This is a genomic window from Roseibium sp. (assembly GCF_048260565.1).
In the GTDB taxonomy this organism is placed as follows: Bacteria; Pseudomonadota; Alphaproteobacteria; order Rhizobiales; family Stappiaceae; genus Roseibium.
Map to the genome: position 1 here is coordinate 1 of NZ_JBLXGP010000006.1, position 23,456 is coordinate 23,456.

Sequence of the window (23,456 nt, forward strand, 5' to 3'; positions counted from 1 at the left end):
TTGGTGACCGCGGTCGAGGATTGGAACCTCACCAGGCGCCCAAAAGAAGGCCGAAGGCCGACAAAGCAGGACAAAAATCCACCAAATCCTCCAACCCCTACCAAACAACAATGCCCCGAAAGGGGCTTTTTTTGTTTGCTCAAGTGGGTCCAGGAAGTGAACATTGACCTGCCCCCCGAAAGGACGCCATAACCCGACGAACCGCGCCAGAAAACAAGCAAATCCTGCCCAAAACCATACAAAAAACAACCCGACCGCGCGCCGTGGGGGGGGTTAAGTGCAACGGGGAAGCCAAAATGACAAGAAACACGAAAGCCGGAAAAAGCAGGAAACAGCCGGGCTGAAAACAACCCGACTTGAAAGGAGCGGGATGCGTTTGAAGGACAGGCGAAAGGCGGGATACCCATTTGATAACAGAATATTACACTTCCTGCACAATCGCTCCAGTGGTGCGTTCAGCTTCGAGTTCGCGGTGAACTTCGGCGACACTTTCCAGCTCCCCGACCTGCAGCCGGGGGATCCTCATGAAACCTCGGTCGAGCAGAGAACCGCGTCGAACCGGCAAATAGCCCATTCAGACTGGAGGAAATGCAAACCATGCGTCGAGATTGGACCTGCAGGAAATGGTGGCGGAGGACCGCTGCCGGCGATCCCCGCACCTACCGAACATACGCTACTGCCTCCGATTGTTCTCCTGGAACTTGACGGCTTGGAGATCCCCCCCACTGAAGAGATCCGCCTTTATGTTCAGGAGGCGGGGGATCGGAAATTCTAGCGAAGCGAGCCACCCCGGAGGAAATTGTGCCGGTGACTCCGTTTTCGTCTACCGAATTCCATTGAATGCCTGAGTTTCAGGCGACCGTCTCACTGGCAATTGGATTGACCAGCGTTCCAATTCCCTCGATCTCCACCTCGCACACATCGCCAGGGCGCATGTATAGCGGAGGTTTGCGGGAGGCGCCTACCCCGGACGGAGTTCCCGTTACAATCAGATCGCCTGGTTCGATCGTCATGCTTGCGCTGAGAATTGAAACAAGGTCGGCGACACCGAACACCATGTCGTCAATCCTGGCGTGTTGCACCACGTTGCCGTTAAGCCTGGTTTCGAGCGTCAGCCCGAGGCAGCCTTTGGGAAGTTCGTCCGCAGTAACGAAGGCCGGACCGAAACCGCCGGTAGCGTCAAAGTTCTTGCCGACAGTCCACTGGGGCGTCAAATGCTGATACTCCCTGACGGACCCATCGTTGAAGATCGAATACCCGGCGACATAATCGAGGGCATCCTGCTTGTCGATTTTGAAACCGGCCTTGCCGATGACAGCGACAAGCTCGCCTTCGAAATCGAGCGTATCGGACATGTCCGGACGGACGATCGCTGACTGATGGCCGATGAGGCTGCTTGTGAAGCGCGCGAAGACCGTAGGGTAATCCGGCTGCTCGTAACCCGATTCCGCCGAATGCGCGCGATAGTTAAGACCAACGCAGATAATTTTTCCGGAGGCGGCGAACGGCGGCAGATATTGGATCTCGCCTTCGATACGGTCGCCCTTCGACAAGGCGTCCGCCAGGCGCTTCAATCCGTCTGTTCCCTCGGCAATCGCCGTGTCCAGGCTGCCGGTGTAGCGAGGATCGGAAGCCGCAAAGCCGACCAGTTCGCCCTTGTCGTCCAAGGCAAGGCCTTCTTCCCCATTCAGCAAAAAACGTACGAACCTCACCTTGCGTCTCCTTATGTCTTTCGAAACTCGATGGCGGCATATTAGATCTAAAAATATATTTGTAAATACGAAATATATTTTATGTCGCTTCGCCGGTTTTCAGTCGGATGATAATCCGCCGGACGGCCTATCCTCCGCTGCACTGACGAACCGATCGGCGCTTTGGAATTCCGTTAATCTAGGACGGCCGGGGGCGCGCAAAGGCCCGCCGCAGGCTGATTAGACGCCGCTCAAGGTCATTGCTGTCGAGAAGTCCGACAATGACCAGCACGAGGCCAATGGCGATGCTGTGAACATACGGCTCGACGTTCAGGGCCGAGAGGCCGGAACGCAGAAGGCAGAGGACCAGAACACCGCCTGCAATGCCCAACGGGTGGCCGCGTCCGCCGGACAGGGATACTCCGCCAATGATCGCGGCGGCGGCTGCCGGCACCAGAACATCCGCAAGCGCGGTAGGGGACGCGGTCGTCAGGCTGAAACTGAGCAGTCCGCCCGCAAGTGCCGCCACCGCCCCGGAAAATGTCATCACCAGTATGGTGATCGATTTCACCGGGACACCGGCGATAGCCGCAGCCTTTGGATCGCTTCCCGAGGCGATAATGTCCCGGCCCAGGCGGGTCTGCGACATCACAAGGCCAATGACCGCGAAGATGGCAACGGCCACAATCGCGCGAAACGAAAAGACATCGACAAGAGTGGCATCGACAAATTGAGCCACATCGGGACGCGGGTAACCCAATTCCCGGTTTCCGGTGATCACATAGGCGAGACCGTTCAGGATCAGCAGGCCGCCGAGCGTCACTCCGATCGAACTCAGGCGCAATGTCGTTATGATCGCGCCCTGAAGCGCTCCGAAAACGGCTCCAAATCCGACGGCGAGCGCGATCCCGAGTAGAGGATCTTCGACCCCGCAGAGCACGGCAATGCATCCCGCGAGGCCCAGCATGCCCGCAACCGAAAGATCGAAATGACGGATCGCCATCGTCATCCCCAGTGCCAGGGCGACCGGCCCCAGCACCGCGAATTGCTGCAGAATGCTGAACATCGTTCTTCCGCTGAAGATTGTCGGGCCGCCAACAATGCCAAGTGTCAATGCGATGAAGGCAAGAAGCAGATATGCCCGGACATTTCTGTTTTTCATAAGTCCGCTCATTTCAGATCTCCCGCGCGCCACTGCAGCATGATGACGAGAAGCACGACGACGCCGATGAGCAGTTGCTGAAGCTCGGTCGAAAACCCGCGCAGGATCAGGACCGCCTTGAAGATGGCAATCAGCATTGTTCCGATGAAGGTTCGCAGCACCGACCCGTGTCCGCCCTGGATGGCGGTTCCGCCCACCAGAACGGCACTGATTGCCTGGTATTCAAAACCAGTTCCGTGCTGAAGGTCGCCTGACCCGTAGCGGGAGGCCATCAGTACGGCGGTCACGGTGGTGAACAGCCCGGCAAGGGCATAGGCCCATGTGACGGTGCGCCATGGTTCCGTTCCCGCAGCCAGCGCCGCTCGCGGATTGCTGCCGACCAGGAAGACCCGGCGACCGAAGCGGGTAAACCGCAGGATCGCCTGTCCGACCAGGGCACAGGCGGCAAAGGCCACCAGCGGTCCCGGCACGACGCCGAAATTGGCGTTGAAGATATCGGCGTCGCTGGTCGTGATGTAGATGCCTCGTCCGCCTGTCAGCATGGTGAACACGCCAAGGATCAGTGCGAAGGCCGCCATGCTGACGATGATGGGATTGGCGCGGAAATAGCCGATGACAAGTCCCTGCGCCGCATTGATGCCGGCACCGAACAACAAGGCACCGGTGACGGCCGTCGCCGCGCCATAAGGCAGAAGCCATACGAAAACGACGGTCGTTGCGGAAAGGCTCGCGCCAAGACTGAACGACATGATGTTGCCGCTCATGGTGACAAATGTCATGCCCACGGCGACGCACCCGACCAAAGACGCTGTCGATAGCAGCGACCGGATGCTTGTCGGTGACAAAAAACCGGGGGTGGTTGCCGCGAAGACGGCAAGTGCCGCAACGACGCACCAGCGAAACAGGGAAGAAGGAGAAGGTCGGAGCCCGTTGAGATGGCTTGTCATTGTGCCGGAATCCGGTTGTAAGGCATTTTGCGCTTGCGTGTTGTTCGTCATGACATCACCGGGTGGGTTACGTCGGCCACGATCTGGGGCATGGTGACTTGCCCGGCGTGATACGTTTGAACGACTTTCCCCCGATAGAGGGTGACGATCCGGTCGCCGATGCCCAGAACCTCGGAAAAGTCGGTAGATGCGATGAGCAGCCCGTAGCCCTGGTCGCAGAAATCGCGCATGAGCTGATAGATTTCCGCCCGTGCGCCGACGTCTATGCCGCGGGTCGGTTCAATCATTACGATGACCCCGGGCTCGCCATGGTCTATGCAGCGGCCGAAAGCGAGCTTCTGCTGATTGCCGCCGCTCAAGGTGGACGCAATCGAAGCGAGGCGCCTCTGGTCAAACCTGATTTTTTTGGCCAGCCGGGCGGCTTCTTTCCTGAGCGCACCCGGCGACAGCACACCGGCAAGACCGCGGGCGTCCAGACGGGTTGCCACAAGATTGTCGGTGACGCTGAGACCGACGAAAATCCCTTCTTCCGCCCGGTCACCCGAAACGAAGCGGACCCCGAGTTTCTTTGCCTTTTCCGGAAACCCGGGCTGCAGGCGGCAGCCGTTGACCGTAATCTCTCCTTCGGCTTCCACAAGCATTCCGGCAACGGCGTGCACCACGTCTTCGGCCCCCGACCCGATCTGGCCGGTCAGGCAAACGATTTGGCCACGTGGCACATCCAGGTTCAGCTTTTCGACAGTCCCGGGGATATTCAGATCGGCGATCCGGAGTGCCGCCGCTTCATCGGACGCCGGCTTGTGCGTGGGGAACAGTTCCTCGAACGGTCTGCCGAGCATGGCTTCGATCAATGCCTTCCGGTCGAGATCGGAGACGTTTGCCGCCAGGACTTCCCGACCGTTGCGCATCACGGTGACGGTGTCACAGATCTCGAAAACCTCTGACAGCCGGTGGGTGATATAGAGGATCGCGTGACCTTCCCGTTTCAGTGCCTTCAAGGCCTGCATGACCCGCTCGATTTCGGAGTCGGAAAGTGTTGCGGTGGGTTCGTCGAGAATAAGTATCTGCGTGTTGCGCCCGAGCATTCTGGCGATCTCGACGATCTGCCGTTCGCCCGTATTCAGCTTCGACGCCGGCTGGTCCAGATCAATGTGCGCCGCGCCGAGCATCTCCAGTGTTTTCCGCGCCCGGTCGCGAAACGTCTTCTTGCGATGCAGCAGCGGTACTTCGATCGATCCCAGCCAGATGTTGTCCAGGACCGACAGATCGGGGCAGATGCTGAGCTCTTGAGAAACCAGATTGAGACCGACCTGCTGCGAGTCTCTCGGGCTTTTGATATGGACGGCACGGCCGTCTATTTCGATGGTTCCCGTGTCGGACTGGATAATGCCGGTCAGGATTTTGACCAGCGTACTCTTGCCCGCGCCGTTTTCCCCGCAGACCGCGCGGATCTCGCCGGCTTCCAGTTCGATGGCCGCATTCTCCAGTGCCTGAATATGTCCGAAACGCTTACTCAAATTTCGGGCATTCAAGACTTTGGGTGGCACTGCCGGCGTTTGCTTTTCATTCAAGGCTGCAGTCACGGCGATCATCGGCGCTCCCCTGCCGCTTTGTGTCGCCTGGGCTTCCGGTATTTTGCGTTGCCTGCGGAACCCGCTTTCCGGCCGGGTTCGAGCTCATGGTCAAACCGGCTTATTTCCTCCGATGAACGGCAAGGCATTCTTTTTCCTCCCTTTATGCGTTTGTCCCGATCCGCTCCCAACGGCTCCGGGCAAGCGGAGTTCTATCTTTGGCACTAAAATGGATATTATCATAAAAAATATATTTTAGAATAAAAAATCTTATGTTAGCGTCCCTGTCATTGCGAAGCCGGCCGGAGCAAAGGACATCAGGGAGAGGTGTTCTTTCGGGAGGGGCCGCTTTCGCCGGTTTTCCGATAAAGGGAGGAACAAGATGACGAATTTGAAGAAGACGCTTGCCGCCGCCGGCCTGCTGGTGGCCGGATTTTCGTTTACAAGCGTGCCGGCTCTCGCCGAAGGACGTGTCGCGCTTCTGGTCGGGCCGACACAGGACGCCTTTATCGGGACATGGGCGCAGGCCTTCGAAAAGAAGGCGAGCGCGAACGACTTTTCGGTCAGCGTTTTCTCAAGCCCTTTTGACCCGGCCCTGCAGGCACGGCAGATCGATGATGCCATAGGGCAGAAATTCGACCTTCTTGTCATTCAGCCCATCAGTCAGAAGGCGATCGTGCCGGCGGCGACCCGCGCACATGACGCCAATATTCCGGTTGTGACGATCGTATCGGAGCCCCAGAGCGACATGGTTCCGCTTTCAGCCAGCTATATCGGCGAGAATTCCTATGTGCTCGGGCAGCAGGCCGGTGTCGCGATGGCACAGGCATTACGCGAAGCTGGCAAGGAAAACGGCAAGGTTGCCGCGATAACCGGTTCGATGGCTGAAGGTATCGCACCGGTTCGGATGCAGGGTTTCACCGATGCCCTGAAAGACAAATTGCCGGACGCTGAAATCGTCGCGATCGAGGACGTCAGCTGGAATCCGGTTGCCGGAGAGCAGGCAGCCGGCCAGCTACTTGCGCGTTTTGCCGCTCAAGGCGGGATCGACGGAATCTACGGTATGAATGACACGCTGGCGAATTCGGCAATACAAGCTGCGCGGACGGCCGGTGTCTCCCTGGGCGAGGGCAAGGGAGAACTGACCGTCGTCGGAGGCAATTGCCAGGCGCCGGGAATGAGAAACCTGCAGCGCGGCGCTATGACCGCTACGGTCCTGATGCTCCCGGTCGCTTCCGCAGAACGGGCAGCCGATGTTGCCAAGGCCGTGCTGGCGGGTGAAAGCGTCGACGCAAAATATTATGAAGACCACAAAATCATCAGCACCGAAAACGCCGATCAGTACACCGAAGCGTGCTCCTACTGAGTTCTGACCGGTGACGGAAAAACGCCGGCGTTCATTGCCGGCGTTTTTCTTCCGGTTCTGAAGAAGGTGGCCGGTTTTCCCGCACCCGTTTTGGCCGCCCGTCTGAAGAGGCTTCTTCGATGCATTCCGCAGCCAAGTTTCAGGCCCGGCCGGCGCCGAAGAAAGCTCTTCGGTTTTGCGACAGCATTTTTCCAAAAGACGATGCCAGACAGATCTGGCCGACGGGAGGAACATATGAAACCCAAGGTTTTTGATATTATCATCATCGGCCGTGGCCCGGTCGGGCTCACGATGGCAGCGACGGCATCGCAACTCGGATTGAGTGTCGCGATCGTCGAAAAGCATCGCGATCTTTATGGTCTGCCGAGGGCCGGGCATCTCGACCATGAAATTGTCCGCCTTCTGCAATCGATTGATTGCGCCGAGGAAATGCTCGCCGATAGCTATCCGACAACCGAATATGTCTGGGTCAATGCCGACGGGGAACTCCTTCTGGAGTTTGACTGGGGCGAAAAGGGCATATCGGGATACAATTCCGATTACATGCAGTTCCAGCCTGTCTTCGAAAACGCGATCAGCAAGCGCCTCGACAAAGACCCGAACATCACGCAATTTCTCGAGTTCGAAGCCCAGGATTTCGATGATGACGGCGCGAAGGTCACCCTGACGATTGCAAAAACGCAGCTTCAGGCCGGCAATCTCCGCCCGGTCGCGACCAATGAAAAGCAGGTTATCTCAGGTCTTTATGTCGTTGCCGCCGACGGGGCCAACAGCGGCATGCGCAACCACCTGGGAATAGAACGCGAGGATCTGTTCTTTAACGAGAAGTGGCTTGTGGTCGACGCGCGCAAGAAGCGCGAAATCGACTTTGAGTTCGACTGTGGCCAGATCTGTGATCCGCGTCGGCCGGTTACCGTGTTGCCGCTCGGCAAGCGGCATCGGCGCTGGGAATGGGCGCTGCTGCCGGGCGAAAATCCTGCGGATATGGAGAAGCCGGAAAAGGCGTGGGAGCTGTTGGCGGAACGGGGAATTACACCCGATGACGTCGAGATTGTTCGTCAGCTCGTCTATACATTCGAGGCGCGACATGCGCTTGAATGGCGGCGCGGACGCGTTTTTCTGATGGGCGACGCCGCTCATACCACACCGCCCTTTATGGGGCAGGGCATGTGTTCCGGAATGCGCGATGCCAAGAACCTGGCCTGGAAACTGGACCTGGTCAGGCGCGGCGTGGCCGATGAAGCGCTGCTGGAAACCTATGAGCAGGAACGGTCGCCGCACACCAGGGATTGGACACTCATCTCTCTGGAGGCCGGCAAGGTTCCCTGTACGCTCGATCCGGAAGAGGCGCGGATCCGCGACCAGAAATTCCGTGACGGTTGGATGCCGCCGATGCCGGATTTTCCAAAGCTTGAGTCCGGCGTTCTTGCGCTTGATGGCAATGGCAGGCCTTTAGGCCTGGCCGGAACGCTTGGTCTTCAGGCCGTGGTGGAGAAGGACGGCCGGCGTGAACTGTTCGACGAATTTTATCCGAGCTCCAGGTTCGTGGTGATCAGCACAAAGGCAGATCCATCGTCAGTGCTTTCGCCGGAACAAAAGGCGGCACTGGAGCGGGTCGGGGTTCATTTCGTCTATGTGGCCAGATCCGGCCCGGCCGACGTTATCGACGTCGACAGCGCCTACACCGACTATTTTGCCGCCAACGGCCTCGAGGCGGTCATCCATCGGCCCGACTTCTATGTCTTTGGCGGTGTGCCGAAGCTCGAAGATCTGGGGGGGCTGGTTGATGAGTTGTTGACCCGGCTGCATTTCATTCCGCATGAAGTGGAGATGGCCTGATGTCCGTTTCGGGACGGCCGGACCCTTTTGCTTCCGGCCTCGCGTGGCCGGAGGCGCCGCGATGGAGGAATGGCAGGCTATGGATTTCCGATGTCTGGAATTTCAGGCTGGTTTCGATCGGCGAAAGCGGCGCGGTTCATCCGGTTGCGGAGATTGAAGGGCGGCCTTCGGGCATGGATTTCGAAGCCGATGGCCGGATCTGCCTGGCGACCGGTGTTGGCCGGCAGATCCTGTCGGTCGATCCGCAAACTGGGGAAGTGTCCGTCATTCACGATATCGGTGCCAACGCGACCGGCTTTCTCAATGACATGATCCTGGGACCGGAGGGATGGGGCTGGGTCGGCGACACTGGCTTCCTCTTCGGCCAGGAAGACCCGGTGCAGACCGGCAAGATTTTCGCCCATCATCCCGATCACGGCTTCAAGGTCGTCGCGACAGAGCTGTTCTTTCCCAACGGCATGGTGATCACGCCGGACGGAAAGACACTCTATGTCTGCGAGACATTCGGTAAGTCGATCCTCAAGTTCGAAATCGCTGCTGATGGCCGTTTGACCAACCGCCGGGTTCATGCAGTGTTACCGGGATCGCCGGACGGCCTGTGCATGGATGACGCGGGCTGCCTTTGGGTGCCGCTGCTGTTCGACCATGCCTTTGTCCGCCTTTCGCCGGAAGGAAAGGTCATCAAGCGACTGGAATTTCCGGGGAAGAATGCCATCGCATGCGTATTCGGCGGAGAGGACCGTAAGGATCTCTATCTATGCGTGGCTGCGATGGATAATACCGATCCGGACAATATCACGCGCTTCGGCGAGGTTTACCGCTTGCGGCCAGGTATGGCGGGGGCAGGGCGGCCGTAACGTCGAAGGACCCTCGCGGCCTCAGCCCGAACGTGTTTGCCAAGCGGCGTCCCGGCCGCCCTTGCGTCACTCCGCAGTCCAGCCTCCATCCAGCATCACCGCGCTGCCGGTCATCAGACTGGAGGCATCGGAAGCCAGGAATACGGCCGCTCCGGTGACGTCGGACACCTGGCCGATGCGCCCCAGCTTGATCTTCGACAGGACCGAGTTTCTGAAGGTCTCATCCTCGAAGAACGGCTTCGTCATCGGGGTCTCGATGAAGGTCGGACAGATCGTGTTGACGCGGATCTTGTGCGAACCGAGTTCGCATGCGAGCGCCTTGGTAAAGCCTTCGATCGCCCATTTCGACGCGCAATAGATTGTCCGGTTGGCCGCGCCGACATGGCCCATCTGGGAAGACAGGGTCATGATCGAGCCGCCGCGTCCCGCGGCGATCATCGATTTGGCGACCGCCTTCGTGGCGAAATAGACGGCGCGCACATTGAGGTTCATGACCGCGTCGTAGTCTTCTTCCGTGACCTCGCTTTGCGGCTTGGGCCGGTTGGTGCCGGCGTTGTTGACCAGAATGTCGAAGGGAGCCTGGTTTTCGATCAGGTCGGAAAAGCCTGCAACGTCCATGACGTCGCAAGCCTGGGCGGTCGCCGCCAGTCCCCTGGCCCTGAGCGTGTCGGCGGCCTCCTCGATTTCACTCTGGGTGCGGGCGCAAAGAACAACCTCTGCTCCGCATTCGGCAAAGGCCTCGGCGATAGCCCGGCCTATGCCGCGCCCCGCCCCGGTGACAAGCGCGCGCTTGCCATCGAGGCGGAAGGTCGGTGAAACGCTCATTCCGCGGCCGTGCCGTAGGGGATGTTGCGACCGCCGTAACGGCGCACACGCAGATTGGCCTGTTCGGCATGGCCGACAAAGCCTTCCAGCATGCAGAGCCGCGAGCAATATTCGCCCATCTTTGCCGCGGCCTCATCGGTCAGAACTTTTTGATAGCTGTGGGTCTTAAGGTATTTGCCGACCCACAGGCCGCCGGTGTACCGGCCGGCTTTCTTCGTCGGGAGCGTATGGTTGGTGCCGATCACCTTGTCGCCGTTGGCGACGTTGGTGCGCGGGCCGAGGAACAAGGCACCGTAACAGGTCATGTGTTCCAGGAACCAGTCGTCGCGATCGGTCATGACCTGGACATGCTCGGAGGCAATGTCATTGGCCACCTCGAGCATTTCCTCATAGGTGTCGCAGACGATGACTTCGCCGTAGTCCTCCCAACTCTTCGCAGCGGTCTCCCGGGTTGGCAGGATCTTCAGGATACGGTCGATTTCCGCGAGCGTGTCCTTGGCAAGCTTTTCGGAATTGGTGACCAGGACAGCCGGCGAATTGTAGCCGTGCTCGGCCTGGCCCAGCAGATCCGTGGCACACATCTCGGCGTCCACGGTCCCATCGGCGATGACCATGGTTTCAGTGGGACCGGCGAACAGGTCGATACCAACGCGCCCGAACAGCTGGCGCTTGGCTTCGGCAACAAAGGCGTTGCCCGGACCGACGAGCATATGCACCGGATCAACGGTTTCGGTACCGATAGCCATGGCGCCAATCGCCTGTATGCCGCCGAGGACATAGATCTCATGGGCGCCGCCCAGATGCATGGCGGCAATCACGGCCGGGTTGGGCTCGCCTTTGAAGGGCGGCGTGGCGGCGGCGATGCGTGGTACGCCGGCCACCGTCGCGGTTGCCACAGACATATGCGCTGAGGCGACCATCGGAAACTTGCCCCCGGGAACGTAGCAGCCGACCGACTGTACGGGGATGTTTTTGTGGCCCAGAATGACGCCCGGCATGGTTTCGATTTCGATGTCGAGCATGGAGTCGCGCTGAGCCTGGGCAAAATTGCGCACCTGGGCTTGCGCGAACTTGATGTCCTCCATATCACGCGCCGAGACACGGTTCATCAGAGCGTCAATCTCGCTTTGCGACAGGCGGAAGGACGGCGGGCTGAACTTGTCGAACTTTTCGGACAGTTCCCGCACGGCAGCGTCCCCGCGCGTTTCAATATCCTTCAATGTTGTTTCAACAACTGCGCGGGTCTTCTCGTCGTCCTGCGAGCGTTCCAGTTCCGGTTTGCCGCGCTTCAGATAGGCAATAGTCATGAGGCGTCTCCTTGTCCTGCTGACCAAGCTAGCGCGAATGAAAAGCAATGCAATAAAATATGAAATATTGAAAAATTTTCATTTTTGCTCAAGCGGAATCGCCCCTGAGGAAGCCGTGTTCCGGATCGAGACGGATATAACTGGTGGCAGATCGGAAGGAATATCTAACCGCTGTCGCGCAGGACCAGACGCACCGGGGAGGTTCTGACGGTGCCCTCGATCGAACGATCCGACAATTGCATGTCGATGAGTTCGAGCGCATCGGTCACCATGCGTTCGGTTGGTTGGCGTACTGTGGTCAGCCGGTAGGACTCCCAACTCGCCATCGGGATATCGTCAAAGCCAATAATGGCAAGCTCGTCTGGAATAGACAGGCCGAGGGTCCTTGCTACATCGATTGTCGCCAGCGCCATGACGTCGTTTGCGGCGAAGATCGAATCGGGGCGGTGAGGTTGGTGGAGCAGATCCCACGCCGCGCTCCGTCCGCCCTGATAGGAGAAACGGCCGTTTGTTTGTGCGAATACGGATGCGCCGGCTTCGGCAAGTGCATCTTCGAACCCCCGGAGGCGCTCCCGGTGGGTCGAGGTGTCCTGCACGCCGCCGATGAAGGCAATTCGGCTACGGCCCTGCTCCAGGAAGCGGCGGGCGATCATGCGGCCGCCGGCATAGTTGTCGCAGACCACGGCCGTTGCATTCGGGTCGTGTTGGGTGCGGTTGAAAAGTATGATCGGCATGCCCTGGCGCCGGCAGGCCGCAACAACGGAAGATGACAGTGTTGCCGATGCGACGATTGCCGCCTCGGGCTTGAATTTCAGGACATTCCGCAAGACGTCGTCGACGGTCTGGCCTTGCGGAACCGTATAAAGGATCAGGTGCCATCCGCGCTTGAACAGAGCCTTTGCCAACATGTCCGCGGCAACCGGGTAAAACGGGTTGTCGAGATCGGCGGCAATCAGCGCGATTGCGCCGGAGCCCGCTTCCGTCAGGGATCTCAGTGCCGGCGGCTCGTACCCCATCTCACGGGCCACCTTCAGGATCTTCTCGCGTTTCCCGGGCTTTATGGAAGCTGTCGGATTAAAGGCACGGGAAACTGCCGCCTGGGAAACGCCGGCGGCATGGGCAATGTCTTTTGCGGTAATTTCGGGCACGAATTATTTCCTGTCGACCAAATGAAATTATTGCAATAATTTTCAATTTCATTCAACCGACATGGACGTGAATTTTTCATGCCTGAAGAGCTTCGATCGATCTCTTGTAAGGTCGCAATCGGCTTGGTAAATATATTTTCCCATTGATAAAGGATTTTTCCATGACCAAACCGGCCGGCGGTACGCAAACGGAAGCGGCGTATCAGCAGATCAAGGATGAAATCCTCACAGGCCGTCTTGAGCCCGGGAAACGTCTCCGCATCAATGAAATTGCCGCTGACATGAAGATCAGCCTCGGCGCCGTAAGAGAGGCGCTTGCCCGGCTTGCCGCGGAAGAAATGGCCGTGGCCACGGCGCAAAAGGGCTATTCTGTCCCGAAAGTGTCCGTTGAGGACCTGGCAGATATCACGGAAACGCGTGTTCTTGTTGAAGGTGAGTGCCTGGAAAACTCGATCAAACACGCCGATCTCGATTCCGAGACGAAGCTTGTGGCTGCTTACCACCGCCTGGCAAATCTGCCGGAGCGCGATCCGGAAAACCGCCAGGTCGCCAATCCGGCATGGCTGGAGGCTCATTCCGTGTTTCACGAGGCGCTGGTCACCAACTGCATGAGCCCGTGGCTCCTGAGAATTCGGAAGATGCTGTTTAACCAGAGCGAACGGTATCGCCGGCTATCCGTTTCCCTCGCCCGGACCGAACGCGATGTGAATGCGGAACACAAGGCGATTTTCGATGCCGTCATGGCCAAGGATATACCGTTGGCGCGAAAGCTGATGGCCGAACACATACGGAAGACGACGGAAATCCTGTTGTCTTCCGACAAACTCTCGCAATCATAACCCCCTGGAAACGAGCGTCCGCGAACGGATCGCCAGCGGAGGCCGGGCCCACTCTTTTCCATGGGGACGGCCTCCGCCTTGTTTGCGCGCCGCGCCGGTCAAAGCATGATGTTGATTGCCTTGGTCTCCAGATAGCTTCGGATTTCCTCGACGCCTTCTTCCCGCTCGATCCCGCTGTCCCTGAAGCCGCCCCAAGGCATGCCGACGAAATGCGTGTTTGAGCCGTTGATAAAGATGCTGCCTGCGCGCAAACGTCTGGCCGTCTTCATCGCGACGGTGATGTCATTCGTCCAGATGGCGGCCGAAAGCCCGTAGGTTGTATCGTTCGCCTCACCGACCATGGTTTCGTAATCGTCCCAGGGGGCAACTGCCATGATGGGCCCGAAAACCTCTTCGCGCCAAACCCGCATGGACGGCGATACATCGGCGAACACGGTCGGCTCGACCCAGTATCCCTTCGCGAATTCAGGGCCGCCGGGGCGCTTGCCTCCGGTCATCGTCCGTGCGCCCGATGTCTGATCCCGATCGAGGAAGCTTGTGACATGCGCATAGCTCCTGGCGTTGTTGATCGGCCCCATATCGGTCTCAAGGGACAACGGATCGCCAAGGCGCAGAGCTGAAACCTTTGCGGAAATACGCGCCAGCACGTCCTCGTAGATATCCCGGTGCACAAGGACGCGGGAGTTCGAGCCGCAGGACTGACCCTGCCAGGAAAAATTCATGCCCTTGACGGCACTTGTCGCAGCCTTCTCCGGATCGGAATCGGGGAAGATGATCATCGGGTTCTTGCCGCCGAGTTCCAGGGTAATGTGCTTGACGGCGACGTCCGCGGCCGCGCGTTGAATCGCGCGCCCGGTCACAACGGAGCCGATCAGAGCGAGACGTTTGACTTCCGGATGACGCACCAGGGCGTCGCCGACTTCGGAACCCGGGCCGTTGACGATGTTGAACACCCCTGCCGGCAGGGTTTCCCGCGCGACCTCTCCAAGCACAAGAACGGACAGGGGAGAGGTCTCCGGCGGTTTGACAACAATGGCATTGCCCGCAGCCAGGGCAGCGACCGTTCTTGCAACAGAAAACAGGGCCGGATGATTATAGGCTGCGATCCGGCCGACGACTCCATAGGGCTCCAACACCGTCATGTGCATGTGCCGGGTCGAAGCGGGAATGGTTTCGCCGCGGATCATCGGCGCGATCCCGGCATAGAACTTGATCGTCTTGGAGATCTCGTCCATCGCGTGAAGTGTCGGCTTCAGCGTGTTTCCGCTATCGATCACCTCGATTTTCGCCAGTTCCTCGAAACGTTCCGACAGCTTCTCTCCGAATTTGAGAAGGATGTCGGCCCGCTCGCTCGCATCGGTTTCAAACCAGGCCGGCCATGCGGCCTGAGCCGCATCGACAGCGCGGTTGACGTCTTCGCGTGTTCCCACCGGTGCCTGACCGATGACGGTTTCGTCTGCGGGATTGATACAGTCTTTCCACCGGCCGCTAACGCTTTCGACAAGCTCGCCGTTAATAAGCATTCGACCCTTGATAGATTTCATCATAACGCACCAGAATTGAGTTGAGGTTGGAAAAAGAGGCTCAGCGCGCTGCCAGCGAGGGCAGGAACAGGACGATGTCCGGGACCAGGGTAATCAGCACGACCAACAGCAGAGAACAGGCGAGATAAGGAGCAACGGCGCGGGTCAAGTCGATGATGGACTTTCCAGGCGCCGACGCCAGCATCACGTAAAGCGCGAGACCGAATGGCGGTGTGGCAAGCCCCAGTTCGATGAAGATGAGGATGAAAACCCCCATCCAAAGCGGATCCACGCCATAACTCTGTACCAGGGGCATGAACACCGGGATGGTCAGCATCATGATGCCGACGGGCTCAAGAAACGCACCGAGCACGATCAGAACCAGGGCCATCGTCGCCAATACGGCCGTCAGGCTGAAATCGACCGATTGAACCCAATCCACCAATCCGCGTGTCGCCCCGGAGAGGGACAGGATCTGGCTGAACGTCGTCGATGCCAGAATGATCATGAAGATCATGCCGCTGATCTTCATGGCGCTCGAAGCGGCCTGGACGATCGCCTTGACGGTTAGCTGGCGGAACAATGCGGCGACCAGCATGACGGAAACGACTCCGAAAGCGGCGGCTTCCGTCGGCGTGGCGATGCCGAAAATGATGAGCCCCATCACAACGATGATGACGAGAGCCATCGGCACGAGATTGACCGCGATCAGGGACAGTTTCTCCGCAAAGGAGATTCGGGCGGTCTCATATTGCGGCGCGGCTTCCGGGCGCAGAAACGAGATCACGAAAACCAGAGCCGCAAAGGAAAAGGCGAGAAGCAGTCCGGGTACCAGTCCGGCAAGCAGCAACCTCCCGACATCCATCCCGGCCAGGCTTCCAAGGACGACGGCAAGGCCCGAGGGCGGAATGATGGCGGCCAGGCCGCCGGTCGCAATGATCGGGCCGATGGACAATGTGTCGGAGTAACCCTTCCTGTGCATCTCCGGATACATCGTCGACCCCATCATGGCCACGTTGCCCAGGCTGGAGCCTGACAGGGCGCTGAATATTGTTCCTCCGCCGATTGAGACATAGGCAAGCCGCCCGCGAACGCTTCCCAGCAATTGATCGACGACGACGAATACCCTCTGGGCGACGCCAGTGTGAAAAAACAGTTCGCCCATCAGGATGAAAAGCGGGATCGGCACCAGGGAATAATTGGCAAGAGCCTCGGAGGCATTGGCGGCGAGCTGCACCAGCCCAAAATGGCCCCCCATGAAAATGGACACGCCAATGACATTCACGATCAGAAACGCAAAAGCCACCGGGATCCGTAACGCCATCAGCGCAAGGATCACGCCGATCATCATCAGAAAGGCCTGATACCAGGGCATCATGATCTTCCTCCGGCATCGGGTCGGTGAGCGAACGCCAGGGCCCGCACAGCAAGGACGGCGTGGCGGATAAATTCGATCGCACACAACAGGAGGCCCGTTGCCAGAACCGCGTAAAGGATCCAGCGGGGCACGTCGATTGCAAGAACCACGACTTCGCTGCGGCTCCAGCTGTCATAGCCGCCGATCCATGCGTAACAAGCCACCAGGAGCGAGACGCCTGCGGCGGCAATGTCGGTCAGGAAAACGAGCAGCCGTTTTGCGCTGTCATTAAGCGCACCATCGATAAGCTCCATGGCGACATGCGCGCGCTGGCGGACGAGATAGGGCGCTGCGAACATCGTGCAGACGGGCAGTGCGAACTCGACGAATGTGCTCAGCCAGATCGGCGCATAGAATCCCGCATTTCTGGCGGCGACATCCCAAATGGTGACCGTAACAATCAGCAGCAGGCAGGCCGCGCCGCAGCCAAACAGGACGCGGATGAAGCCGGCCCACGCAGAACCGAGAATGATTTTCTGCATGTCTGATCCTTAGTGCGGTGCCGCTGCAAAAATGCGGCGGCACCTGCGCAATAGGGGTTTTCAGTTTTCAGGATAAAGCAGGGGGCGGATCTCGGCGGCGAATGCCGGAACCACTTCATTCAACTTGTCCCAGACCACGGACTGAGCAAGTTTCACGTGCTGCCTGGCCGCGGCGGGTTCAAGTTCGACGAGCTCCACGCCGTCGGCCTTCAGCCTTTCGGCTTCGTGGGCATTCCGCTCCGGCATTTTTGCCGCCATTTTCGCTTCCAACTCAATGGACGCGTCCTGCAGGATCTTTTGCGCTTCCGGCGACAGGGCATCGTAGCGTTCGGCATTCATCATAATGACCGGCGACCCCTGCCAAACGGCAGGGCCGATGCGTGCCTTGAGAAGGCTGTTCACACCAATATCCGACACAAAGGTAATCCAGCCGAAACCATCAACAACGCCTCGCTCAAGCGCGGTAAACACTTCCGACTGCTGCAGCATGATATTCTGCGCGCCCAGGGCATCGAACCAGTCGCGGTATGTGCCGACCGACCGCAGCTTAACGCCTTTGAGGTCGATATTGCCGGCTTCGTCGAGGCGGGGTTTTGTCGCGAGGTAGATGTAATATTGGATCCCGGCGCCGTTCCAGGCCAACAGCTCCGCCCCCAGGCGATCGCGCCAGGCCTTTTTCATCATGTTGAATGCGCCGTTTTTCCTTGCTTCGGCCGCAGTCACGGTCGCGCCCGTAAAAGCCTCGCTTTCCGGCAAGACGCCGGAATAATAGCCGGCCGGTCCGCTTTGTATGTCGATCACGCCATTTCGAAGCGCGGTGTCTTGCTGATTGGCCGGCAAGGCCTCCGGTCCGCCGACGACATCGATGCGAACGATACCCTTCCCGGCCGCATTCACCATTTCGACATAGTCGAGAAAGCTTTGCGTCACGATGTTGTTCTTCGGCAATGCGGAGATGCCTCGCAGCGTCTCCTCGGCAAATGCGCCGGTTGTGCAGAGAAGACCTGCGGCGAGAAGTGCTGAGCCTAATACGCGTTTCATGAGATCGATTTCCTCCCTAAACCAGACACCGCTCCAGGGCATCCATAATTTCTCTGAATTATCTAATAATGATAAAATGGTCAATTACAGAATGAGGGGAATATTGATCGAGCACCCATTATCATTTCGTGTTTCGCGGGAATTTTTGGGAAATAAGGCTGAATTTACAGGGTGATCCGGATGCAGAGAGAACTTTCTCCGATTTTTCGGGTCTCTATTTAATTTTTATATATTTTCATATTTTGATAAAAAGAACGGATAATCGTTGTACCTCTCCGCCAATCCCGTTATTGTTGCCTGCAATGACAGAGCCGCCGCGCCTTGCCGGGGCACGGAGTCGGAGGAAACAAACACGCAGGAACAGGCAGCAGTCAGCGACCGAATGATGTGCGGCGCCGGGCTCGGGACCGGTGCTCAGGGGTAGGGGACACCGGCAGCGGAAAGGCAGTTTGCCCGGCCTTATCCGATCCAGCCAGGCACCGGTCGGCTGATGAAAGAGCTTTAAGCCGCCCAGACTGTTCCCAGCCGCCCCGGACGAGCAGCCCGGTTTGACGGCAATGGAACCACAGATACCGGTCAATTTACGGAGCTATTCAATGCCGTTACGTCTTACTATGGCAATCAGCGATTACGCACATACCCGGGACCTCGTAACCGGCCGCGTCCGGCCGGAGGGAATTGATCTCAATATCCTGACCTATCCTTTCGAGCAGGTCGGTTTGCGCTTTGCCATGGGAAAAGAATTCGATGTATCCGAGTATTCCTTCGCCGGATACTGCGCCCACATCGACGGTTGCGCGCGTCCGGAAATGGTGGCGATTCCGGTCTTCCCTTCCCGGGTGTTCCGGCAAAGCGCTTTCTACGTGAACTCGGACGCCGGTATCGTCCATGTAGGTGATCTGCGGGGAAAACGCGTCGGCATTGCCCAATGGTCCCAAACCGCGGCCGTCTATGCCAAGGGGTATCTCGTTCACCAGGCGAATGTTCCGCTGCAGGAAATCGATTGGGTGCAGGCAGGTGTCAACCGCCCGGGTCGGAAGGAGGGGCTGAAGCTTTCCCTGCCCAAGGGCGTCAGACTTCACACGGCGGCAGATCGCAGCTTGAGCGACATGATTGCCGCCGGCGACATCGACGCGGTCATTTCAGCCCGGCCGCCGGACAGTTTCCTGGTCGGCCATCCAAAGGTGCGGCGGCTGTTTGCAGACGTCCAGGCGGCCGAAAAATCCTATTTCGACGAAACCGGGATTTTTCCCATCATGCATGTGATGGTCGTGCGCAAGGAACTCTACGATGCAAACCGCTGGATTTTGCGAAACATCGTCGACGCGTTTGACGAGGCCAAGTGCCGAACGGTCAACGCCTTGACGGATATTACCACGTCGTATTTCCCGGTGGCCTGGGGAGCGGACTATATGACCGCGATGAGTGACTTGCTGTTTCCGGACGGGAATGTGTGGCCTTATGGCGTGGAAGCAAACCGGAAGACGTTGAACGCGTTTCTTCGTTACTGCCATGAACAGGGCGTCACCGCCCGTCTGCTGACACCGGAAGATCTTTTTCCACCCGAATGCGCCTATCAGGTAATCGTTTGACGCGAAAACCTGCGGCAGTAGTCTGCGCGGTCTGGCCGGTCCGGCAACATGCGGATTCGGGGCCGGGTGAACGATCGCGCAAGAGGGTCAGGTAGTGGCTGGTTTTGACCGATATCAGAACATCCTTCGGCTGTTTCTCGATCAGGGCAGTCTATGGACAGTGGCGGATATGTCCGACGCATTGCAGACGTCTGCCAGCAACGTTTACCGCACCGTGCGTGAGCTCGTCGCCGCAGGTTTTCTGGAAAGTGCGGCAGACTCCCAATATCGACTCGGACCGATTTTTCTCGAATTCGAACACAGATTGAGAGAAACCGATCCGCTTGTGCGGTCCGGCAGAACATTCCTGATGCCTTTGGTCGAGCAGGCAGGTATCCCCTGTTGTGTCGTGCTCGCCAGGCTTTACGGTGACAAGGTTATGTGTGTTGCCGATGCCCGCTCGGCCCGCTTTGGCGAACAGACGAGCTATGAGCGTGGCCGGCCCATGCCGATCATGCGGGGCGCCACATCAAAAGCCGTTCTGGCGGGCCTGTCCCCGCGCAGGCGCGACAAGCTGTTGCTAAAATTGTCGGGCAAAGGCGAATTGGTCACCGACACCTTTCGCGCCGAGCTTGAGTCCATTCGCAAGGCCGGTATCGTAACGGCACTTGGTGAGGTGGATGCAGGCCTTGCGGGAATAGCGGTCCCCATGAATTTCAAGGCGTTGGCGGTCCACGCGTCCCTAAGTTTCGTCGTGAAGCAGTCGGATTTGACCGAGGACACAGGCCGCCGCCTGGACACAATCCTGAGATCGCAGGCCAATGTGATCGAGAATTTCATCGATCCTCAGTGAACACCTGAGACGCGTTGCTCTCAAGACCGTCCGCAGGCGGATCTTTAATTCGATCTAGTCCAGCATGAACAGCTCTGCGCTCATCATGGAAATCGCGGGGATGTAAGTGATCAGCACAAGAGCAGCCAAAAACACCAGCAGGAAGGGGAGCACACCCCGGTAAACATCGATGGTGCGCATTTTCAATGCGGACTGGGCGACAAAGATGTTGATGCCGAATGGCGGAGTGAAGAGCCCCACGGCTAGGTTCAGGGTCAAGATGATCCCGAAGTGGACCTTGTCGATACCAAGGGCATTGACGAGCGGTATAAGCACCGGCGTAAGCAGGAGAATGGCCGACATCGGCTCCATGACACATCCCCAGACGAGCAGCAGGACATTGACAATCAGAAGAAACTGCCAGGGCTGAACATTCGCGGACGCAATCCAGGCGACAAGGTGCTGGGGAACCTGATTGACCGTCAGGATCCAGGAAAACAGTCCCGCCGTCGCAACGATGACCAGGATCTGCGCGGAGAACAGGACCGTGTTCATTGCGCATTCCAGGATATCTTTCCAAGTCAGCTCGCGAAAAATCAGGCGGGTGACAACGATGGCATAGAGACTGGCGACCGCGGCCGCCTCGGTCGGCGAAAAGACGCCGCCATAAATCCCACCAAGGACAATGACCGGCGCCCCGAGCGCCCAGAATGCCCGCCCTGTCGCTTTCAGGATATTTGAAAAGGAAAGACGTTCGGCGACTTCAAAGCGGGAGCCGCTTGCCCGGATCACGATGTAAAGGGCGAGCATCGCGGCAAGCAGCAGACCGGGAAGGATACCTGCGGCATAGAGCCGGGGGATCGAGGTCTCTGAAGACGCTCCGTAGACAATCATCGGAATCGATGGCGGGATAATGATGCCGATCGCACTCACCGAAGTGATCATCCCCGCGGAAGTCGTTTTCGGATAGCCCGCGGCATCCATTGCCGGATACATGACCTTGCCCACCGAAGCGACCGCGGCTGCACTGGAGCCGGAAATCGCTCCGAAGATGCTTGCCGTACCGACGGTCGTCACGCCAAGGGCGCCGGGCAAAGGTCCGACAAAGGAGCGGACGAAATTCACGAGGCGGACCGAAACCGTTCCACGGGACATCAGTTCGCCTGCGAAAATGAAATAGGGAATGGCCAGAAGACCGACAGTGTTAATGGAGCCGAACAGGTTCTGCTGAACCGCGGTCAAGGGGACGGACATGTAGACGCTGAGGGCGATCATGGACGCCGCCAACAGGACTATGAAGATCGGGAAACCGGCAACCAGGAGGGTTGCGGGCAAAATACCAAGGGCGAAACTCATACCTCCTGGCCTTTCGCCTGCTTGCCAAGACCGGACCCTCCGATGCTGGCAAAAACGGTCTGGAGCATCCGGGAGAAAGCAATGAGGCCCACAACCGTCAGACTGACGGTTACTGCGCTGTGGAAATACCAGATCGGAATACCGGCGCTGTCGCTTGTCATGCCGAACCTGAAAACCCTGGCGACGTAGCCGAAGGACAACCACGTTGCCCAGAAACAAAACGCCGCGATCGTGGCTTGCTGGATAAGCCTGATCGCGTTTTGCAACGGAAGCGGAAGCGCCGAGACGACGACCTCCATTCGAATTTCCATGTTACGCCACGCACAAATGATCAGGCCAAGCCAGGCCGTTACGATCATCGCCAGGACCGCGATTTCATCGGCCCAAAGCAGCGCCCTGCCGAAGATATAGCGGCTTATGACATTGACGACGCTCAAGAGAACCATCGCAATCAGCGTCATTCCGAGCACGGTAAGAATGCCGGTCATTATCCGATCAGCCAGGCGAAACATCCTGCTCTCCCTTCACCTCTTGCCGGAGGCTGGCACCTCCGGCTGTCAGGTCGATCAGCGCGCCGCGTCGGCGGCTGCCTTGAGGATGTCGTAGTCGGCCTTCATCTGCGGATTGCCGGAAACGACCTTTTCGACCGCCGCGGTGACAACGTCTGAATAAGCCTTCTGCTGTTCCGCGTCGAAAGTGTACAGGTGCCCTCCCTGCTTGGCCCAAACGCCCTCAAGGAACGCCGGGCCGCTCTTGAGCTTTTCGGCGTAGGCTTTCTTCGCGTTTTCCGCCTCTTCGCGGACGACTGCCTCAAGTTCCGGTCCGATCTGGGCCAGAAAATCCTTGCTGATGATCCCGCCGATTACCGTGAAGCTGCCGGGAAGATAAGTCGCCTCCTTGGCCACATCGGCGAACTTGAACCCGATAGCAACCGGCATATTGATGGCTGCCGCATCGATGGTCCCGACCTGTAGGGCCGGAGCGGCCTCGCCCAGAGGCAAGGCGACAGGAGCGGCTCCCAGGGCCTGCATCGGTTCGTTCAGCAGCGGCGTTGCTCCGCCGGTACGCAGCTTCACGCCAGAGAACTTGTCGGGATCGTTGATCGCGGACCTTGAAATCACGACGCTCTGACCGCTTGTGAGGACAAAAAGCGGTTCGACGTTTGCCGAAGCCCCAAACTCTGAAAGCAATTTGCGGACATTCGGATCGGACAGCGTCTTCAACGCATGTTCCTCGCTGTCGAACAGGCCGGCAGCATCGAGCACCTGGAAGCGCGGATCGAGCTTGGACAGGAAGCCGATAATAGGCGCCGTCATTTCGATTGTGCCCAACGCCACCCCCTCTACCGTTGAGGGGATGGGGCCAAGTTGGCTTGACGGGTAGAGCTGCACATCGATCCGGCCGTCTGAATGCTCTTCCACTCCCTTTTCAAACGCTCTGAACCAGGCCGACAGCGCATCATTGTCGCTCAGGGGCGCAGGGGACGAGATTTTCAGAATGAAATCGGCTGCGTCTGCTTCCCGAATGCCGCCAAGCCAGGCGGTCATGGCGAATGCGGCAAGTGCAGTCCCAAGAATCTTAAGCATTTATTCCTCCCAGAATTCGCTTTTCGGCAGCAGGGAGATGGGCGATATCCGACCGCATTCGGCCCGCGCATTCCAAGCTATGAATTATGATTTATC

Annotated in this window: 21 protein-coding genes; 7 read left to right on the top strand and 14 right to left on the bottom strand. The window is 58.5% G+C overall.

Translation table 11 applies throughout. The features are described 5' to 3' along the window. The first annotated feature begins 277 nt into the window (after positions 1-277). A complete protein-coding gene (locus ACN0SO_RS14275; protein WP_417678807.1) occupies positions 278-775 on the top strand; it encodes a hypothetical protein in 498 nt (165 codons plus the stop codon). A 76-nt stretch (positions 776-851) separates the two neighbouring features. Here the strand turns inward: ACN0SO_RS14275 and ACN0SO_RS14280 are convergent, their stop codons facing one another. The 4 genes from ACN0SO_RS14280 to ACN0SO_RS14295 all read right to left on the bottom strand — a co-directional run bounded on the left by ACN0SO_RS14280 (position 852) and on the right by ACN0SO_RS14295 (position 5,317). Further along, complete coding sequence (locus ACN0SO_RS14280; RefSeq protein ID WP_417678809.1) at positions 852-1,712, bottom strand: fumarylacetoacetate hydrolase family protein; 861 nt, start codon at positions 1,710-1,712, stop codon at positions 852-854. A 178-nt stretch (positions 1,713-1,890) separates the two neighbouring features. Beyond that, positions 1,891-2,757 carry an ABC transporter permease gene (locus tag ACN0SO_RS14285; RefSeq protein WP_417678811.1) on the bottom strand — a complete coding sequence of 289 codons (867 nt, stop codon included), beginning with the start codon at positions 2,755-2,757 and terminating at the stop codon, positions 1,891-1,893. Positions 2,758-2,861: 104 nt separating this feature from the next. Continuing rightward, positions 2,862-3,851 carry an ABC transporter permease gene (locus tag ACN0SO_RS14290; protein WP_417678813.1) on the bottom strand — a complete coding sequence of 330 codons (990 nt, stop codon included), beginning with the start codon at positions 3,849-3,851 and terminating at the stop codon, positions 2,862-2,864. Next, positions 3,848-5,317 carry a sugar ABC transporter ATP-binding protein gene (locus tag ACN0SO_RS14295; RefSeq protein ID WP_417678815.1) on the bottom strand — a complete coding sequence of 490 codons (1,470 nt, stop codon included), beginning with the start codon at positions 5,315-5,317 and terminating at the stop codon, positions 3,848-3,850. The genes ACN0SO_RS14290 and ACN0SO_RS14295 overlap by 4 nt, the downstream gene beginning before the upstream one ends. Positions 5,318-5,753: 436 nt before the next feature. Here ACN0SO_RS14295 and ACN0SO_RS14300 point away from each other — a divergent pair, with 436 nt between their 5' ends. The 3 genes from ACN0SO_RS14300 (at position 5,754) to ACN0SO_RS14310 (ending at position 9,433) form a co-directional block, all read left to right on the top strand. Further along, positions 5,754-6,737, top strand: coding sequence for a sugar ABC transporter substrate-binding protein (locus ACN0SO_RS14300; protein ID WP_417678817.1), 984 nt, complete (start codon positions 5,754-5,756; stop codon positions 6,735-6,737). A 90-nt stretch (positions 6,738-6,827) separates the two neighbouring features. Continuing rightward, on the top strand, positions 6,828-8,576 hold the full coding sequence (locus ACN0SO_RS14305) for a bifunctional 3-(3-hydroxy-phenyl)propionate/3-hydroxycinnamic acid hydroxylase (protein ID WP_417678819.1): 1,749 nt from the start codon (positions 6,828-6,830) through the stop codon (positions 8,574-8,576). Then, on the top strand, positions 8,576-9,433 hold the full coding sequence (locus tag ACN0SO_RS14310; protein ID WP_417678821.1) for an SMP-30/gluconolactonase/LRE family protein: 858 nt from the start codon (positions 8,576-8,578) through the stop codon (positions 9,431-9,433). The genes ACN0SO_RS14305 and ACN0SO_RS14310 overlap by 1 nt, the downstream gene beginning before the upstream one ends. A gap of 66 nt (positions 9,434-9,499) precedes the next feature. Here ACN0SO_RS14310 and ACN0SO_RS14315 read toward each other — a convergent pair whose 3' ends face one another. The 3 genes from ACN0SO_RS14315 to ACN0SO_RS14325 all read right to left on the bottom strand — a co-directional run bounded on the left by ACN0SO_RS14315 (position 9,500) and on the right by ACN0SO_RS14325 (position 12,713). Next, the gene (locus ACN0SO_RS14315) at positions 9,500-10,258 is read right to left on the bottom strand and encodes an SDR family NAD(P)-dependent oxidoreductase (RefSeq protein ID WP_417678823.1); all 759 of its coding nucleotides are present in this window, start codon (positions 10,256-10,258) and stop codon (positions 9,500-9,502) included. Then, positions 10,255-11,565, bottom strand: a complete 1,311-nt coding sequence (gene hisD, locus ACN0SO_RS14320) for a histidinol dehydrogenase (RefSeq protein WP_417678825.1) — start codon at positions 11,563-11,565, stop codon at positions 10,255-10,257. The genes ACN0SO_RS14315 and hisD overlap by 4 nt, the downstream gene beginning before the upstream one ends. A gap of 164 nt (positions 11,566-11,729) precedes the next feature. Continuing rightward, positions 11,730-12,713, bottom strand: coding sequence for a LacI family DNA-binding transcriptional regulator (locus ACN0SO_RS14325; protein WP_417678827.1), 984 nt, complete (start codon positions 12,711-12,713; stop codon positions 11,730-11,732). Between the two features lie 161 nt (positions 12,714-12,874). Between ACN0SO_RS14325 and ACN0SO_RS14330 the strand changes: the two genes are divergently transcribed. Next, positions 12,875-13,552: a GntR family transcriptional regulator gene (locus tag ACN0SO_RS14330; protein ID WP_417678829.1), complete on the top strand. Its 678-nt coding sequence runs from the start codon at positions 12,875-12,877 to the stop codon at positions 13,550-13,552. Between the two features lie 98 nt (positions 13,553-13,650). On the opposite strand, the gene ACN0SO_RS14335 is transcribed toward ACN0SO_RS14330, so the two are convergent. From ACN0SO_RS14335 to dctP, 4 genes are all read right to left on the bottom strand, one after another. Next, positions 13,651-15,075 carry an aldehyde dehydrogenase family protein gene (locus tag ACN0SO_RS14335; RefSeq protein ID WP_417678831.1) on the bottom strand — a complete coding sequence of 475 codons (1,425 nt, stop codon included), beginning with the start codon at positions 15,073-15,075 and terminating at the stop codon, positions 13,651-13,653. A gap of 61 nt (positions 15,076-15,136) precedes the next feature. Then, positions 15,137-16,453: a TRAP transporter large permease gene (locus ACN0SO_RS14340; protein ID WP_417678833.1), complete on the bottom strand. Its 1,317-nt coding sequence runs from the start codon at positions 16,451-16,453 to the stop codon at positions 15,137-15,139. Beyond that, the gene (locus ACN0SO_RS14345; RefSeq protein WP_417678835.1) at positions 16,450-16,974 is read right to left on the bottom strand and encodes a TRAP transporter small permease; all 525 of its coding nucleotides are present in this window, start codon (positions 16,972-16,974) and stop codon (positions 16,450-16,452) included. Before ACN0SO_RS14345 ends, ACN0SO_RS14340 begins: the two co-directional genes overlap by 4 nt. 60 nt (positions 16,975-17,034) lie before the next feature. Next, complete coding sequence (gene dctP / locus ACN0SO_RS14350) at positions 17,035-18,057, bottom strand: TRAP transporter substrate-binding protein DctP (RefSeq protein WP_417678837.1); 1,023 nt, start codon at positions 18,055-18,057, stop codon at positions 17,035-17,037. 554 nt (positions 18,058-18,611) lie between these two features. On the opposite strand from dctP, the gene ACN0SO_RS14355 reads away from it, so the two are divergent. Both ACN0SO_RS14355 and ACN0SO_RS14360 read left to right on the top strand, forming a co-directional pair. Then, positions 18,612-19,607 (top strand): hypothetical protein, encoded by a 996-nt coding sequence (locus tag ACN0SO_RS14355; protein WP_417678839.1) that lies wholly within the window; start codon positions 18,612-18,614, stop codon positions 19,605-19,607. 94 nt (positions 19,608-19,701) lie between these two features. Further along, entirely contained in the window at positions 19,702-20,439 is a 738-nt protein-coding gene (locus ACN0SO_RS14360; RefSeq protein ID WP_417678841.1) for an IclR family transcriptional regulator, read from the top strand. Positions 20,440-20,493: 54 nt separating this feature from the next. On the opposite strand, the gene ACN0SO_RS14365 is transcribed toward ACN0SO_RS14360, so the two are convergent. Genes ACN0SO_RS14365 through ACN0SO_RS14375 form a run of 3 tightly spaced genes read right to left on the bottom strand, consistent with a single transcriptional unit; the run spans position 20,494 to position 23,360 of the window. Beyond that, a complete protein-coding gene (locus ACN0SO_RS14365) occupies positions 20,494-21,774 on the bottom strand; it encodes a TRAP transporter large permease (RefSeq protein WP_417678843.1) in 1,281 nt (426 codons plus the stop codon). Further along, positions 21,771-22,286, bottom strand: coding sequence for a TRAP transporter small permease (locus tag ACN0SO_RS14370; protein ID WP_417678845.1), 516 nt, complete (start codon positions 22,284-22,286; stop codon positions 21,771-21,773). Before ACN0SO_RS14370 ends, ACN0SO_RS14365 begins: the two co-directional genes overlap by 4 nt. A 54-nt stretch (positions 22,287-22,340) precedes the next feature. Further along, entirely contained in the window at positions 22,341-23,360 is a 1,020-nt protein-coding gene (locus ACN0SO_RS14375) for a TRAP transporter substrate-binding protein (RefSeq protein WP_417678847.1), read from the bottom strand. Positions 23,361-23,456: the final 96 nt, after the last annotated feature.

What these genes read in the sequence shown, in the direction of transcription:
- ACN0SO_RS14285 (WP_417678811.1), bottom strand. Translation starts at nt 2,757, where the DNA reads ATGTTCAGCATTCTGCAGCAATTCGCGGTGCTGGGGCCGGTCGCCCTG.
- ACN0SO_RS14315 (WP_417678823.1), bottom strand. Translation starts at nt 10,258, where the DNA reads ATGAGCGTTTCACCGACCTTCCGCCTCGATGGCAAGCGCGCGCTTGTC.
- ACN0SO_RS14365 (WP_417678843.1), bottom strand. Translation starts at nt 21,774, where the DNA reads ATGAGTTTCGCCCTTGGTATTTTGCCCGCAACCCTCCTGGTTGCCGGT.
- ACN0SO_RS14290 (WP_417678813.1), bottom strand. Translation starts at nt 3,851, where the DNA reads ATGACGAACAACACGCAAGCGCAAAATGCCTTACAACCGGATTCCGGC.
- ACN0SO_RS14310 (WP_417678821.1), top strand. Translation starts at nt 8,576, where the DNA reads ATGTCCGTTTCGGGACGGCCGGACCCTTTTGCTTCCGGCCTCGCGTGG.
- ACN0SO_RS14370 (WP_417678845.1), bottom strand. Translation starts at nt 22,286, where the DNA reads ATGTTTCGCCTGGCTGATCGGATAATGACCGGCATTCTTACCGTGCTC.
- ACN0SO_RS14340 (WP_417678833.1), bottom strand. Translation starts at nt 16,453, where the DNA reads ATGATGCCCTGGTATCAGGCCTTTCTGATGATGATCGGCGTGATCCTT.
- hisD (WP_417678825.1), bottom strand. Translation starts at nt 11,565, where the DNA reads ATGACTATTGCCTATCTGAAGCGCGGCAAACCGGAACTGGAACGCTCG.
- ACN0SO_RS14300 (WP_417678817.1), top strand. Translation starts at nt 5,754, where the DNA reads ATGACGAATTTGAAGAAGACGCTTGCCGCCGCCGGCCTGCTGGTGGCC.
- ACN0SO_RS14345 (WP_417678835.1), bottom strand. Translation starts at nt 16,974, where the DNA reads ATGCAGAAAATCATTCTCGGTTCTGCGTGGGCCGGCTTCATCCGCGTC.
- ACN0SO_RS14375 (WP_417678847.1), bottom strand. Translation starts at nt 23,360, where the DNA reads ATGCTTAAGATTCTTGGGACTGCACTTGCCGCATTCGCCATGACCGCC.
- ACN0SO_RS14330 (WP_417678829.1), top strand. Translation starts at nt 12,875, where the DNA reads ATGACCAAACCGGCCGGCGGTACGCAAACGGAAGCGGCGTATCAGCAG.
- ACN0SO_RS14355 (WP_417678839.1), top strand. Translation starts at nt 18,612, where the DNA reads ATGCCGTTACGTCTTACTATGGCAATCAGCGATTACGCACATACCCGG.
- ACN0SO_RS14335 (WP_417678831.1), bottom strand. Translation starts at nt 15,075, where the DNA reads ATGCTTATTAACGGCGAGCTTGTCGAAAGCGTTAGCGGCCGGTGGAAA.
- dctP (WP_417678837.1), bottom strand. Translation starts at nt 18,057, where the DNA reads ATGCCCTGGAGCGGTGTCTGGTTTAGGGAGGAAATCGATCTCATGAAA.